Consider the following 13122-nt stretch of genomic DNA (forward strand, 5'->3'; position numbering starts at 1 on the left):
CACCCTAGAGACTGAACCCATGCCAGGTGCACATAAAAAAGAAGGATTACTTAAAAGTAAACCTTCGCAACCTTCAAAGGAATAGTATTCCTGTCTTAAATTAACTGATTCCAATACCTGCACTTGCAACTCCGGTAACAGCAGATGCTGGACCACCTGGAGATGTTACAGAAAAGACCATTATTAGACGCTCTCCGGCAGTTACCGGTATATTTACAGTCGAAGTACCACTGCTAATAGTACCAAGAGCAACTGGTCCAGTGAGTGATGGTGTTAATGTTACAACAGCGCCAGGAATTGGAGTGAAAATGTTTGATGTTGAAGTTGAACGCCATACTTGTGCTTGAATTGTTGCTGTTACAGCATTGTTAAGAGTTATTGCCACTGTTGTACTAAAGAAGGCAGCTAATGAGGTGATCGCTCCACTTCGAGGGACAGAAAACGCAAGATCATCCAAACCTTGAAGATTTATTGTTGCTGCTCCTAAACTTACATTCGAGATGGATTCACCAAATCCAACAATAGCTCCAGCATTAACTGCCCCACCCCCAACAGTACTCAGTGCATTTGCAGTACCGGATGCTAGTGGAATGATAGCTCCAGCCCCTGGAGAACCAGTTCCTCCAGTCGTACCGGTGGCTCCGGTGGCTCCGGTGGCTCCGGTGGCTCCTGTCGCACCTGTAGCTCCTGTTGGACCCGTGGCTCCTGTCGCGCCTGTGGCGCCTGTGGCTCCGGTGGCTCCTGTTGAACCCGCGGCTCCTGTTGGACCTGTCGGGCCCGTGTCTCCGGTGGCTCCTGTTGAACCCGCGGCTCCTGTTGGACCTGTCGGGCCCGTGTCTCCGGTGGCTCCTGTTGAACCCGCGGCTCCTGTTGGACCTGTCGGGCCCGTGTCTCCGGTGGCTCCGGCGGCTCCTGTTGGACCGGTATTTCCTGCCGGGCCGGTATTTCCTGTCGCGCCGGTATTTCCTGTCGCGCCGGTATTTCCTGCCGGACCGGTATTTCCTGTCGGACCGGTATTTCCTGTCGCGCCGGTATTTCCTGCCGGGCCGGTATTTCCTGTCGGACCGGTATTTCCTGTCGCGCCGGTATTTCCTGCCGGGCCGGTATTTCCTGTCGCGCCGGTATTTCCTGTCGGACCGGTATTTCCTGCCGGACCGGTATTTCCTGTCGGGCCGGTATTTCCTGTCGGACCGGTATTTCCTGCCGGACCGGTATTTCCTGCCGGACCAGTATTTCCTGTCGCGCCGGTATTTCCTGTCGGACCGGTATTTCCTGCCGGGCCGGTATTTCCTGTCGCGCCGGTATTTCCTGCCGGGCCGGTATTTCCTGTCGCGCCGGTATTTCCTGCCGGGCCGGTATTTCCTGTCGGACCGGTATTTCCTGCCGGGCCGGTATTTCCTGCCGGGCCGGTATTTCCTGCCGGGCCGGTATTTCCTGCCGGGCCGGTATTTCCTGCCGGGCCGGTATCTCCTCTCGGACCGGTATTTCCTGCCGGGCCGGTATCTCCTCTCGGACCGGTATTTCCTGCCGGGCCGGTATCTCCTCTCGGACCGGTATTTCCTGCCGGACCGGTATTTCCTCTCGGACCGGTATTTCCTCTCGGACCGGTATTTCCTGTCGGGCCGGTATTTCCTCTTGGACCGGTATTTCCTCTCGGACCTCTCTTAACTTTCACTTTTTTATGATCTTTGCATTTGCATTTACGGTGCCCGCATTCTGGACATTTTTCATCTTTGCATTTGCATTTACGGTGTCCGCACTTTGGACATTTTTCATCTTTGCATTTGCATTTACGGTGCCCACATTCTGGACATTTTTCATCTTTGCATTTGCATTTACGGTGTCCGCACTTTGGACATTTTTCATCTTTGCATTTGCATTTACGGTGCCCACATTCTGAACACTTTTTGCGTTTACTCAAATTACTTTATCCTCCTTCTATTAAATTCAATACACGTTATCATATGAGTCGGGAATTAAATTTGATTGGACAAGTATTGATACATACTGCCTAATTTGAAAAATTTAATTTCTTTTATGTCAGAGAGATTTACAATTCATATTTTGCTAATCAATCTCTTTGCGTTTGTTCATTATGTTTAAAAGCTCTTTCACCAAAGCAATTTATATACAAATGTTATTTAACCTTCAAATAGAAAGATTAAGACGATGAAAACAATGCAAAATTTATATCAAACTACTATGAGAATTCACTTCTGTAATTTTTGAAAAAAGTAATACTAAAGAAGATGCAGCTCATTCATATTAAAAAAAAGGAAGAGAGCGATAATTTATCAATCTATTGAATAATCATAAACAATCATTAATTCATTCAGCAGCTATCCCTTCCCTATATTTACTTATGTTCTCAATAAAATTCCGTGGAATATTCTATGAAATGATTTTTCGAGGATTGCCTGTCACCAGGTCCCTGCTAGTATATTGAATCCTTATTTATACCCATCCGGATTCCTCTTCTGCCATCTCCAAGCATCCCTACACATTTCTTCAATTCCCTTCTCTGCAACCCAGCCTAGTTCTTCCTTTGCTTTTGTTGGATCTGAATAGCAGCTTGCAACATCCCCTGGTCTCGGTTCAACAATCCTATAAGGAACCTTCTTCCCAGATGCCTTCTCGAAAGCTGCAACGATTTCCAGCACACTATATCCTTTACCTGTTCCAAGGTTATAAGTATTCACACCCGTACTAGTCATAATCTTTTCCAGTGCCTTTATATAACCCTTAGCTAAATCTACTACGTGTATATAATCCCTTACTCCCGTTCCATCAATCGTTGGATAATTGTTTCCAAATACATTCAGTTCCTTTAACTTTCCAACTGCTACTTGTGTGATATATGGCATTAGATTGTTAGGAATACCATTTAGATCCTCGCCAATTCTTCCGCTTTCATGGGCTCCAATTGGGTTAAAGTAACGTAAAAGGGAAATACTCCAATTAGAATCTGAGTTATGGAGATCACGAAGGATTTCTTCATTCATTAGTTTTAATCGGCCATATGGATTGGTAGATCCTAGAGGAAAGGTCTCTGAAATCGGTACACTTTCCGGGAAACCGTACACAGTGGCAGAATAGCTAAACACCAATTTATTTACACCGCACTGATTCATAACCTCACAAAGAATTAGGGTTCCAGTTATATTATTATGATAATAATGCAACGGAATTTTAACAGATTCTCCTACTGCCTTAAGACCTGCGAAATGGATCACTGCATCAAATCTTATTTTCATTAAATACAGTTTCTAAACCTTGTCTGCTAAGTAGATTCACTTTATAAAAAGGGACTTCTTTCCCGGTGATTTTTTTTTATACGCGACAAAGATTTAAACTTACTATTGGATAGGTTATCTACAACCACTACCTCATATCCTGCGTTGACCAACTCAACACATGTATGACTGCCAATATATCCTGCTCCGCCGATTACTAGTATTGCCATTCTTGTTTCCCTCCTAATAAATAACGATCTTACAAACTTCTGAATTCACAACGATTCATATAAACTTGCACTACATAAAAAAACTCTGACAGAAATTCCTGACAGAGCGTACAATCGGATATAAACAAAATATATGTTCCTAGTATTCTAAAAAGCACAAACTTCGAATAGTTTTATTGAGAGGATTCAAATGCTGCATTCCTTTAAATCTGACCTATATCAAGTTTTGACCAATAAACAGCACTTTTTAGCTGGTTCCATCAATTCTCTACCTTCTTAATGAAACGCCGGGACGGTTCTGATGTTTCATGGATGTTACCCCGCTTTAATAACAATTGAAACGTGAGATTCCGTCCCAGCATTTCCCCTTGATCTGTACCCCACCCCCTTATCTGTATAAAAATACATATTCATCCGCTTTACAATAAAAAGGATACAAGCAATATCCGCTCATATCCTCTACTAAAATTAATTTTCATATGCCCTATCATCATCAATCCAAAATGCATAATTTAGCTTTTTTAAAACTAGCTCTACACCCTCATAATCAATCCATAAAAACGAAATCTTAAAAAATTATTTGAATCGTCACGATACTCTTTAATTTTATCAACTAATTCATATTTCTTTAGATTCCTCAGGTGACCTTTATCAAACCTTATTTCAATGTATTTACCTGCATTATAATAATCAATATTATCCTTTTTTCCACATAACTCAAAAGCACCCAATTGTTTTTTCACTAAATTTGGATGCCGGACCTCCCAAAGATACTCCTTTTTAGGATTTCTCTCTGCAATTAATTTATAATTATTAAGGAATGATGCGATGTAATTCCCGAATTCTTCAGCCTCTGTTAAATTAATAGTATAATCATTTTTGTTCATATCATGCACCCTTTCAACATAGTATATTTTCATGATATTCATAGACGACACAAAAAATATTAACTTATAATTAAAAAAATAAAAACAAAGGAAACGCTGGGGTGGTTCAGCTGTTTCATAGCGAAGCACTTGAATTTTCTTGCTTCAAATAGCAAATGAAACGCGAGAACCCGCGTTTCCATTTTGGATTAAAAACGATCAAAATGTATCTCTAATAGAAAGGGGAAATTTGATGGCATGGTTACTCCTGCTTGCAGCTGTTATTTGGCTTATTTTATTTTTACGCAAAAAGCTCTCATTTAAATTTGGTTTATCTCCAAAATAACCATTAAAAGGCTTAAAGAAACTAAGTGATAACCTGGAGCAGTCCCTTAGTAAAAGTTATATGGAAAACGTAGAAGAGAGAGTAAAGAAATTAAGCTAAAAGAAAATGAGTACAACTGGCGTCTTCTAGATTTAAAACGCTACTTTATTTTGACTTCTCTTTTAAAAGAGGTTCCAATGTTTAGCGGAAAAGTCGATGATCTGTGGCATCAGATGCTCATGTTCACCCGTGAGTATGATGATTTTTCAAAAAAATATTTAGGTAGTGTCCTTCATCACAGTCCAAATGTAAAAGAGTCGCCTGATCCCGATTTACGAGGATTTTTTGATTGGGTATATAGTGAGCTCTTTTTCATAAGAAAAGAGAATATCTATCTTTATAAGGGGTTTTTCAGGCACCCTGTACATCCGAATATCATTGATGAATTTAGAACTTTACCAGAAAACGAACTTATCAATCTATACTTTAAAAGTGATACCCAATATATGCCTACTGTACTCTCGCTTATCTCCTCAATGAAAAAAACGGCAAATAGTGTAAAGGATTATGAAAAACGCGTCATACAAGACAAGATGAAAAAAAGCAAAACTCAGCAAAATTTCAACCTGATGCTCGTTCCGTTCTTATCTGTTTCATACTTTCATTATGATGAATTTGCAAGTTATATGACAATTGGCAGCAACAGTTCATCATCAAGTTGTACAAGTTGCGGGTCGTCATCTAGCTCCTGTAGTTCTTGCTCGTCCTGTAGTTCCTGCTCAAGCTGTGGTGGTGGGGGCGGGGATTGATATTCTGGGACGTTACGAGACAAATGAAAAAGAAAAGGATGTAGGTCAGCTACTAAATGTAGGAGGACTACTTCCTTTTTTTACATTATATTTATTAAAAATTCCGCTAACAGTTCAATGTAAATCCTTTATCAACAGTCACGGACGGTTCAGATGTTTCATAGCTATAATGGCTGGTTCCATTCCCATGTTTCATCAACGTCATGCTTCAAATGGCAAATAAAACGCGAGAACCGTCAAGGTGTTTCTACCAAAAAAACTATAGTTTTTCCATAATTTTTTCTAAAGGAATGACCACGCCTTTTTCATCCTTAAACATGATATGCTTTGGTTCAAAATGAACGGGAGAATCCAAACCAGCAGCCGCTGCTGCACGAAAAAGTCCCTTTCTGAGTGTAATAAGATAGTTGGCAACACGGTGTTTCTTTTCGTCAATGACTAGTGCATCCTGTAATTCAGGGTCAGTTGTTGCCACACCCACAGGACAGGCATTGGAATGACATTGTAATGTCTGAATGCATCCCACTGTAATCATAAAAGCACGTGCGATATTGACAAGATCGGCTCCCATCGCCAAAGCAACAGCAATTCTATCAGGAGTAAACAGCTTCCCAGAAGCAATAATTTTCACGCGATCACGAACGCCGTATTTCTGAAGAGTGTTATGAACGATTGGAAGAGCTGATTTGATTGGCAGGCCAACACTATCTATCAGTTCTTGATAGGAAGCACCAGTTCCTCCTTCACCGCCATCGACTGTGATAAAGTCAGGACCTTTTCCTGTCTCTTTCATGTATTTGGCGAGATCTTCTATACTATCTGTGCCTCCGACTACAATTTTCATTCCGACCGGGATTCCTGTATGATTACGGATTTCTTCAATAAACTCAACCATTGATGGTACATCACCAAACTGAACGAAACGGTTAGGGCTGTCAATCGATTTATATGGTTCCACTTTGCGAATCTCCGCAATTTCAGGATTGACCTTCTCGGCATCAATATGCCCCCCGCGTGTTTTAGCGCCTTGGGCCAATTTGATTTCAAAAGCTTTTACTTGAGGAATTTCGCTTTTCCTTTTTAACTCGTCCCAGTCTATGTTTCCATTTTTATCACGCACGCCGAACATGGCTGGTCCAATTTGCATAATGATGTCTGCTTCACCTTTTAAATGGTAAGGAGATAACCCTCCCTCTCCTGTATTCATCCATGTACCTTTCGCTATTCCAAGCCCCTCCGATAATGCTGTGATGGCATTTGGTCCCAGTGCACCGTAACTCATCGCTGACATTCCGATTAACCCTTTCAAGACAAAAGGATATTTGGTATTAGGACCGATCACAACAGCATCGTCTTCATGTAATAGATAGGCAGCTGATTCTTCATCCTCTAATTTTTCCTTTCTTTGAGTAAAAAGCGGATCATTTAGCAACAGATATCTTTTGGTTAAAACCTTTACATCTCGATCGAACTTTAATTCCTCGTTTAACTTCGGAAACATATCATTTCGAATGAAGAACCCTTCCTCGTCAAAATCACGTTTCGAACCAAAGCCGACAACATTCCGTTTGTATTTTGCCGATTTGACAATATGCTCATAATCGTCCCTTGAAAAGGGCTTCCCTTCGTTATCACCGTTAAACCAATATTGACGGAACTCAGGACCGATATTTTCTAGAAAATATCGTATCCTGCCGAGCAAAGGATAATTTCTTAAGATAGAATGCCGCTTTTGATTTTTGTCAAAAACAAATAAAAAACTTAGATAAATGACGATGACGATAAAAAGCAATATGAGCAAAAACCCTCCAGCAATAATAAAAAAATCCGCAAGATTCATCGGTATCCTCCTTTTTAACTATATATGAATCTAATTTTCATCTTGAGGGATAAATTTATACTGTGCAGTCAAATCATTTTCTTCGAAAAAATAAAAATAACCGATATAAAATCCCATCTTATTCGTTTATAATCAATCTTTTTAACAGAAGATAAGGACAGAAAACTACAAAACTGTTATGGATCTTTAGGATGAGAGTGGCTGATTTACTAGTTAAGTGCCTTGAACAAGGGGGTAAATAATATATTTTAGGGGTTACCGGTGAGGAAAAAAATTGATCTTATTCGAAAAGCTGGGACGATTCGTCCCCGTGTTTCCTCCATATAAATAGGCGCTGATTAGGCGCCTATTTGAAAAATTTCATTCATCGTAGATTCTATTCCTCTTCTTCATCCATGATTTCTTCAAAAGCTGCGGAGACTTTATCGAATTCTTTGTCACTGTCTATCGCTGCGAAGTCACCATCCTGGTCCACTTTTAAAAAGAAGATATCGATGTCTTCATCCGTTTCTTTCTGGACATCCTCATGAAAAGCCACTGCCACATAGTCTGTACCTTCAATATTCATAGAAGCCAGTACTTCAACTTCCATATCCTCGTCATTTTCATCGCTAATCGTAAAGATTTCTCCAACTTCAATCTTTTCCATGACAAAAACCCTCTCCTTTTGATAAATATCCTAGTATCATTTCATTTATTTCCTAAATGGTTCGGATTCATGCAGGAAAAGCGATTAATTATATAAAAAGCACCGGGTTCTTAACGAAATAATAGAACCACTTCAAACTCTTTCGATATGAAACGCCAGGATAATAAAAACCGTTCTCAACATATGAGAACGGTTTTTATAATATCGATATATGCTTGAATTATTTAGAAGCCTTCTTTTGTTCTTTATCACAGCAAGTGCATTTTCCGTACAAAGTTGAAACTTTCTCATTCTCAAAATGATCAATTGTGTTATTGCAAATTTGGCAAATGATAGTTCCCATTAGAAAAACTCCTCTTTTTTGAATTTATTTAGATAAACCATTCTAATCTTTAAAAATGTAAACGTTTTTTTCATTTGTTAATATTATAATAGTATGTCATATTTAATTTATCAATCGTAAATTGTATAATACATTTAAGGAAATAATGTCTACAAAATAACTAGGTCCACTTTAAACAATTACTTTGATTTAATAACCGCGAGAAACATATTGTGAAACAAGATTTTTCAAGGTGTCACAGTAACGCATAGAAAATCAGTCTAATAGTCCTATATTTTTATATATATCCAATGATTCATTCTTTTTTATAAGTTATAATGACTATATAAAGGAAAATTGCAATACCGAAATTAAAGGAAAAAATTATTGTAAAAAATGCATAGATGAATTATTCGAAGAAAAAAATAAGAAAATTGAAAAACTGGAAGATACCTCAAAAGCATCCCAACCTATGGTTTTTATGAATGCAGGTGGTGGTGGAGGGGCCTCTAGTTCTTCGTCTTCTTCATCTTCTTCAAGTGCAGGCGGGGCATTTGGAGGACGGTATACAAAAAGTAAAGTAGCAGCGGGTTTATTAGGAATTTTATTAGGCAGTTTTGGGATACACAAGTTTTATTTAGGAAGATGGGGCTGGGGAATTATTTACTTACTATTCTTTTGGACATATATCCCAGGAATATTCGGCTTTATTGAAGGCATAATCTATTTTAATATCAAGTGATGAAAGTTTTGCTAGAAAACATGACAAAGGATACCGAAGTTTTAGCCTAAGATAGCTAGATCATTTATTTAAATACTTTTACTCTCATAAATAGAATTAACCACCTATTATTTTAGAAATTCCATCATAAATAGGTGGTTTTTATATGTATTAAAACGCCGCGCGGTTCTATAACTTAATAACCTGGAAAGGTGTTGATTAGCATATTAATTAAAATCTCCTGAACTATATCTGTTCAATAAGTTTCCTTGAACAAATTGCCTGCATTCAGAAGATAAGGAAGACCTTTGAAGATGAATTAAATCTCCAAAAGGCATACCACCTACAAATTTCACCTCACCCTCAAACTCTTCCCCTAAAATGGCATCATATCCAGCCACTTTCACAAAAATTGTATTGTGTTGAGTTTTTTTGAAATCAATTATATTTAAAATATGATTACGTTTTTCATACATCCCATATCCCCCCTTTTTATGATGTATAGTTACATCAAATCTGTTATAAAGGAAATGTCAAGCAACTTAAAGCTCAAAAGAGCCTTGTTCGGCTCTTTTATAAATATAGTACTTTTAATTAATTAATCTAAGTGTAAATTGATAATATTTTATAGATTGGGGTGTAAAACGTACAATTATCTTCATAGAGCTCAAATTAATATATATTGTTTCAAAATGAGCTTACATAGCTCTCCATCCCTTATTTTAATTTTTCTTACATCAAACATTCCGTGAACCCCCTTGTGAAGCAAGTAATTTCGCGGAGTATTTGTGACTGGACTTCATTTACTCAATAAACCAATACATTCATAATAATTTGAAGGGAGATCCCCGAAAAGAGATTAAATGTTCCATGTGAAATCCATGCTGCTAAAAATCCGAATCTGAGAAATAATAAAGTATCAATAACACCTGTAATAAAATATAAAGGAAAGTTCAATACGTTTGGGCCGTGAGCTAACGCAAATAGAATATTGGTGAGAATTAGCCAAGTGATGATAATAGTTTTTTTATTTTGGTCAAAAAGCTTCTTGTAGCGTTCGTATTTTAAAATGTTGTTCCTTAATGAATAGGAAATAAAAAGTGCGACTCCGGCAAACAGCCCATATCTAAAGATAAATTCTTCAGTAAAGGGGCCAAAAACAACACTGCCGATTTCCAAACCAATGTCTGTAATTCCTTCTACGGTCGTTACTTGGTTAGAGCCAACACCTATTACTTCGTGCCCTAACCAGTAGGGGACAAACCGATAGAGATTGACCAAAAATGTCATAAGAACCGATAACAGAATAGGGAAGCATATGGCTTGATGGAGCTTTTTCTTATCTAACAAAAACCACTTATTAAAGTCTGACCTAAGCATAGGATAGACAATAATAAGAGAACAAATCATGACAAGGGGAGTAATGAAAATATCCAAGCCGGCATCGCTCGTCAACCCAAGATGAAAAGCATTATCTAAAAATACCATAATAATTGTTAAAAGGGTTAAAACCCCGATGAAGTAAAGCATTCTTTTAAGTCCATACATCTTGTCCCCTCCCTTTGTCAATATATTAAGGAAGAGAACTATTTATGTGTGAAAAAGAAACGAGTGGACGGTTCCTCGAGTTTGTTTCTTAAATTCTCGACAAACTTCGGGTGGTCTTTGTAACAATACGTTAAAAACCGTTCCCAAATATGAGAACGGTTTTTTAAAGTATTGTTATATGCTTGAATTATTTAGAAGCCTTCTTTTGTTTATCATCACAGCAAGTGCATTTTCCGTACAAAGTTGAAACTTTCTCATTCTCAAAATGATCAATTGTGTTATTGCAAGATTGGCAAATGATAGTTCCCATTAGAAAAACTCCTCTTTTTTTGGATTTTTTTCGTATTTATATATGCTTGATTTATTTAAAAGTCTTCTTTTGTTCTTCATCACAGCAAGTGCATTTTCCGTACAAAGTTGAAACTTTCTCATTCTCAAAATGTTCAATTGTTTTATCGCAAATTTGGCAAATAATAGTTCCCATTAGAAAAACTCCCCTTTTTGAATTTTTTAATTGAAAAATTCTATTATTTTAAAATGTAAACGTTTTTTTATTTGTTAATATTATAATAGTATGTCACATTTCATTTGTCAAACATAAATTGTATAGCACATTTAGAAAAATAATATTAAAAAAATTAACTAGTCCACTTTTAATCAATAACTCCGATTTAATAAACACCTGTAACATATATTGTTAAACAAGATTTTTAGGGGTCACAGTGACGAGAAAAAAGCTCATAACCCCCATTTAGGTTATGAGCTTCTTTTTTCAATCATTACGGATTATCCCTTCGTACATGTTCAATCCATCAAAGCGAGCTGTTTGTTGTTTGTCCGTACTTTATTCTGCAGCTCTATATAAGAACAAAGCATAGTCACCGCGTTTCGCATGGTCATGCGTACCAAAGCTTGTGTCCGACGTTCCTTTTGTAACACCGTTGTTTACAAGTGCAGAGACAGCCATTGAATATCGGTCTGCGACATCATCGAACGGTAATTCACTGTTGCCAGCCTGAAGATCGAACGCTCTTTGAATCCAGATCGCCAGCTCTCCGCGTGTAATTTCACTTTGAGAATCAAACGTAGTCTCGGTTTTTCCGCTTGTGATCCCTTTTGCTTTCAGTGCATTCACATGTTTGACAGCACGAGCTGGTACATCTGTAAACCCTGAAGCTGGAGCAGATTCGATGTCAAGTTCAAGCGCATTTGCAAGCATGACAGCAGCATCAACCCGTTTAATATTGTAGTCCGTTCCAAAAGTGGCTTCTGAAGTCCCTTTTACTCCTTTAGAAACAAGAAAATTCACAGCGTCCTGATATTTCGGCGCTACATCGGTAAAGGTTGTAACTGGCGGTTGTACCGTAATGGGACCAGAAGTCCCCTCAACCTTTTCAATATAAGCGGATGAAATATAGCCCATATTCTTTTTATCAACTGTTTCTACCGGAACCCATACAAATTGGTTTTTACTATTCGGATCTGGATCATATAGAAAATCTCCGGTCACTACCAACTCTGTGTTTTTAGACAGCTTGATGGCGCCTTCTAATTGATCAGGCTGTGGTCGCAGGTTTACATTTTCCACCGTTACAACAGCATGATCATCCTTTTTTAAAGAATAAACAGAGTCATGCGTTTCCTCTACTATATATTCGGTCTCTAAAAACTTAATATTTTCATCACTAGCAGAATCATATTGAAAATCATCTGTTTTGAATGGAAACTCTCCCAACTGAGTACCGTTTATAAAGCTATTTTTTTCAATCAAAGCAAAAACCTGCTCCTGATAAGCGTTAAGATTTTTATTGCCTGTTGCTTGTTCAAGCGGACTGTTAACAGGCTTTGTCCCATTGTAGGCCAAAAACGGGAAATACCAGTTTTCAATAACCTGTTTATCAGCACCTTTGATTTTTGGCAGATCCGTACGTTCATACATACTTTCAAGGATGGCAACACCCGCGTTGATATTGTAGACAATATCATTTTTCAATTTTTCTTCATCATAATTGGATTGATTGGTAATCTGCATGATTCCAATACCGCCATCTTCAGAGATGAGAGGGTCCCCATTGTCATCAAACTGCTTCCAGCCCGACTCCTTTTCCGCGACCGCTTTAACTACTTCTGGAGGAATGCCGGCATTTATTGCGGCATCTGTCAACAATTTATTTATTACTTGAAAAGAAAGTACATTCTGATTCACTTCACTATAGGAGGATACTGATTCTCCCGCTTGCCCCGTCTCTGCAGATGCTTCCCCATAAAACAAACCTGTTGCCAAACAAGTTATAAGTCCAACCTTTAAAACTGAAGACTTCATTTCTAATTCTCCTAACTCTCACTTTACTAATCTATTTAAATAGTAACATAAAATTTAGTGGATTAACTTTGGAAAGTGCGGAGAATATATTTCACGGCTCTTGTTCTTTCGATAGCATCTGAATAAACCTTTTCCTTTAAATCTACAAAGCAGACCTGGTACCACCCTAAGTACCAGGTCTGCTTTGTACAATCACTTCGATTAAACGTGTGAAACATTCTGTGAAACAAGATTTTTCGGTGAGTGACACCCTAAA

13 protein-coding genes and 1 pseudogene are annotated in these 13122 nt (G+C 38.2%); 2 read left to right on the forward strand and 12 right to left on the reverse strand.

Going from position 1 to position 13122, the window contains the following annotated elements:
• Positions 1-100: 100 nt before the first annotated feature.
• The 4 genes and pseudogenes from R4Z09_RS28900 to R4Z09_RS28915 form a co-directional block, all read right to left on the reverse strand.
• Positions 101-1675 carry an exosporium glycoprotein BclB-related protein gene (locus R4Z09_RS28900; protein ID WP_338450104.1) on the reverse strand — a complete coding sequence of 525 codons (1575 nt, stop codon included), beginning with the start codon at positions 1673-1675 and terminating at the stop codon, positions 101-103.
• Complete coding sequence (locus tag R4Z09_RS28905; protein ID WP_338450105.1) at positions 1672-1893, reverse strand: hypothetical protein; 222 nt, start codon at positions 1891-1893, stop codon at positions 1672-1674. The genes R4Z09_RS28900 and R4Z09_RS28905 overlap by 4 nt, the downstream gene beginning before the upstream one ends.
• A gap of 557 nt (positions 1894-2450) precedes the next feature.
• Positions 2451-3463: pseudogene (gene galE, locus R4Z09_RS28910) on the reverse strand (UDP-glucose 4-epimerase GalE).
• A gap of 533 nt (positions 3464-3996) precedes the next feature.
• The gene (locus R4Z09_RS28915; RefSeq protein ID WP_338450106.1) at positions 3997-4350 is read right to left on the reverse strand and encodes a hypothetical protein; all 354 of its coding nucleotides are present in this window, start codon (positions 4348-4350) and stop codon (positions 3997-3999) included.
• Between the two features lie 501 nt (positions 4351-4851).
• On the opposite strand from R4Z09_RS28915, the gene R4Z09_RS28920 reads away from it, so the two are divergent.
• Complete coding sequence (locus R4Z09_RS28920; protein WP_338450107.1) at positions 4852-5463, forward strand: hypothetical protein; 612 nt, start codon at positions 4852-4854, stop codon at positions 5461-5463.
• Positions 5464-5722: 259 nt separating this feature from the next.
• On the opposite strand, the gene R4Z09_RS28925 is transcribed toward R4Z09_RS28920, so the two are convergent.
• From R4Z09_RS28925 to R4Z09_RS28935, 3 genes are all read right to left on the reverse strand, one after another.
• Positions 5723-7303: an FMN-binding glutamate synthase family protein gene (locus R4Z09_RS28925; protein ID WP_338450108.1), complete on the reverse strand. Its 1581-nt coding sequence runs from the start codon at positions 7301-7303 to the stop codon at positions 5723-5725.
• Between the two features lie 376 nt (positions 7304-7679).
• Positions 7680-7952, reverse strand: a complete 273-nt coding sequence (locus R4Z09_RS28930) for a DUF1292 domain-containing protein (RefSeq protein WP_338450109.1) — start codon at positions 7950-7952, stop codon at positions 7680-7682.
• 220 nt (positions 7953-8172) lie between these two features.
• Entirely contained in the window at positions 8173-8295 is a 123-nt protein-coding gene (locus R4Z09_RS28935) for a GapA-binding peptide SR1P (RefSeq protein WP_338450110.1), read from the reverse strand.
• Positions 8296-8746: 451 nt separating this feature from the next.
• Here R4Z09_RS28935 and R4Z09_RS31210 point away from each other — a divergent pair, with 451 nt between their 5' ends.
• On the forward strand, positions 8747-9016 hold the full coding sequence (locus R4Z09_RS31210) for a TM2 domain-containing protein (RefSeq protein WP_422392226.1): 270 nt from the start codon (positions 8747-8749) through the stop codon (positions 9014-9016).
• A gap of 206 nt (positions 9017-9222) precedes the next feature.
• Here the strand turns inward: R4Z09_RS31210 and R4Z09_RS28945 are convergent, their stop codons facing one another.
• From R4Z09_RS28945 to R4Z09_RS28965, 5 genes are all read right to left on the reverse strand, one after another.
• Entirely contained in the window at positions 9223-9471 is a 249-nt protein-coding gene (locus tag R4Z09_RS28945) for a hypothetical protein (RefSeq protein WP_338450111.1), read from the reverse strand.
• Positions 9472-9802: 331 nt separating this feature from the next.
• Positions 9803-10543, reverse strand: a complete 741-nt coding sequence (locus R4Z09_RS28950) for a CPBP family intramembrane glutamic endopeptidase (protein ID WP_338450112.1) — start codon at positions 10541-10543, stop codon at positions 9803-9805.
• A 187-nt stretch (positions 10544-10730) separates the two neighbouring features.
• Positions 10731-10853, reverse strand: a complete 123-nt coding sequence (locus R4Z09_RS28955; protein WP_338450113.1) for a GapA-binding peptide SR1P — start codon at positions 10851-10853, stop codon at positions 10731-10733.
• A 51-nt stretch (positions 10854-10904) separates the two neighbouring features.
• Positions 10905-11027 carry a GapA-binding peptide SR1P gene (locus R4Z09_RS28960; RefSeq protein ID WP_338450114.1) on the reverse strand — a complete coding sequence of 41 codons (123 nt, stop codon included), beginning with the start codon at positions 11025-11027 and terminating at the stop codon, positions 10905-10907.
• A 360-nt stretch (positions 11028-11387) separates the two neighbouring features.
• The gene (locus R4Z09_RS28965; protein ID WP_338450115.1) at positions 11388-12866 is read right to left on the reverse strand and encodes an S-layer homology domain-containing protein; all 1479 of its coding nucleotides are present in this window, start codon (positions 12864-12866) and stop codon (positions 11388-11390) included.
• Positions 12867-13122: the final 256 nt, after the last annotated feature.

The organism is Niallia oryzisoli, assembly GCF_036670025.1.
Lineage (GTDB): Bacteria > Bacillota > Bacilli > Bacillales > Cytobacillaceae > Bacillus_BD > Bacillus_BD oryzisoli.

Coding starts and splice junctions, on each gene's coding strand:
- R4Z09_RS28920 (WP_338450107.1), top strand. CDS start 4,852: ATGTTTAGCGGAAAAGTCGATGATCTGTGGCATCAGATGCTCATGTTC.
- R4Z09_RS28955 (WP_338450113.1), bottom strand. CDS start 10,853: ATGGGAACTATCATTTGCCAATCTTGCAATAACACAATTGATCATTTT.
- R4Z09_RS28960 (WP_338450114.1), bottom strand. CDS start 11,027: ATGGGAACTATTATTTGCCAAATTTGCGATAAAACAATTGAACATTTT.
- R4Z09_RS28925 (WP_338450108.1), bottom strand. CDS start 7,303: ATGAATCTTGCGGATTTTTTTATTATTGCTGGAGGGTTTTTGCTCATA.
- R4Z09_RS28915 (WP_338450106.1), bottom strand. CDS start 4,350: ATGAACAAAAATGATTATACTATTAATTTAACAGAGGCTGAAGAATTC.
- R4Z09_RS28935 (WP_338450110.1), bottom strand. CDS start 8,295: ATGGGAACTATCATTTGCCAAATTTGCAATAACACAATTGATCATTTT.
- R4Z09_RS28965 (WP_338450115.1), bottom strand. CDS start 12,866: ATGAAGTCTTCAGTTTTAAAGGTTGGACTTATAACTTGTTTGGCAACA.
- R4Z09_RS28950 (WP_338450112.1), bottom strand. CDS start 10,543: ATGTATGGACTTAAAAGAATGCTTTACTTCATCGGGGTTTTAACCCTT.
- R4Z09_RS28945 (WP_338450111.1), bottom strand. CDS start 9,471: ATGTATGAAAAACGTAATCATATTTTAAATATAATTGATTTCAAAAAA.
- R4Z09_RS28930 (WP_338450109.1), bottom strand. CDS start 7,952: ATGGAAAAGATTGAAGTTGGAGAAATCTTTACGATTAGCGATGAAAAT.
- R4Z09_RS31210 (WP_422392226.1), top strand. CDS start 8,747: ATGGTTTTTATGAATGCAGGTGGTGGTGGAGGGGCCTCTAGTTCTTCG.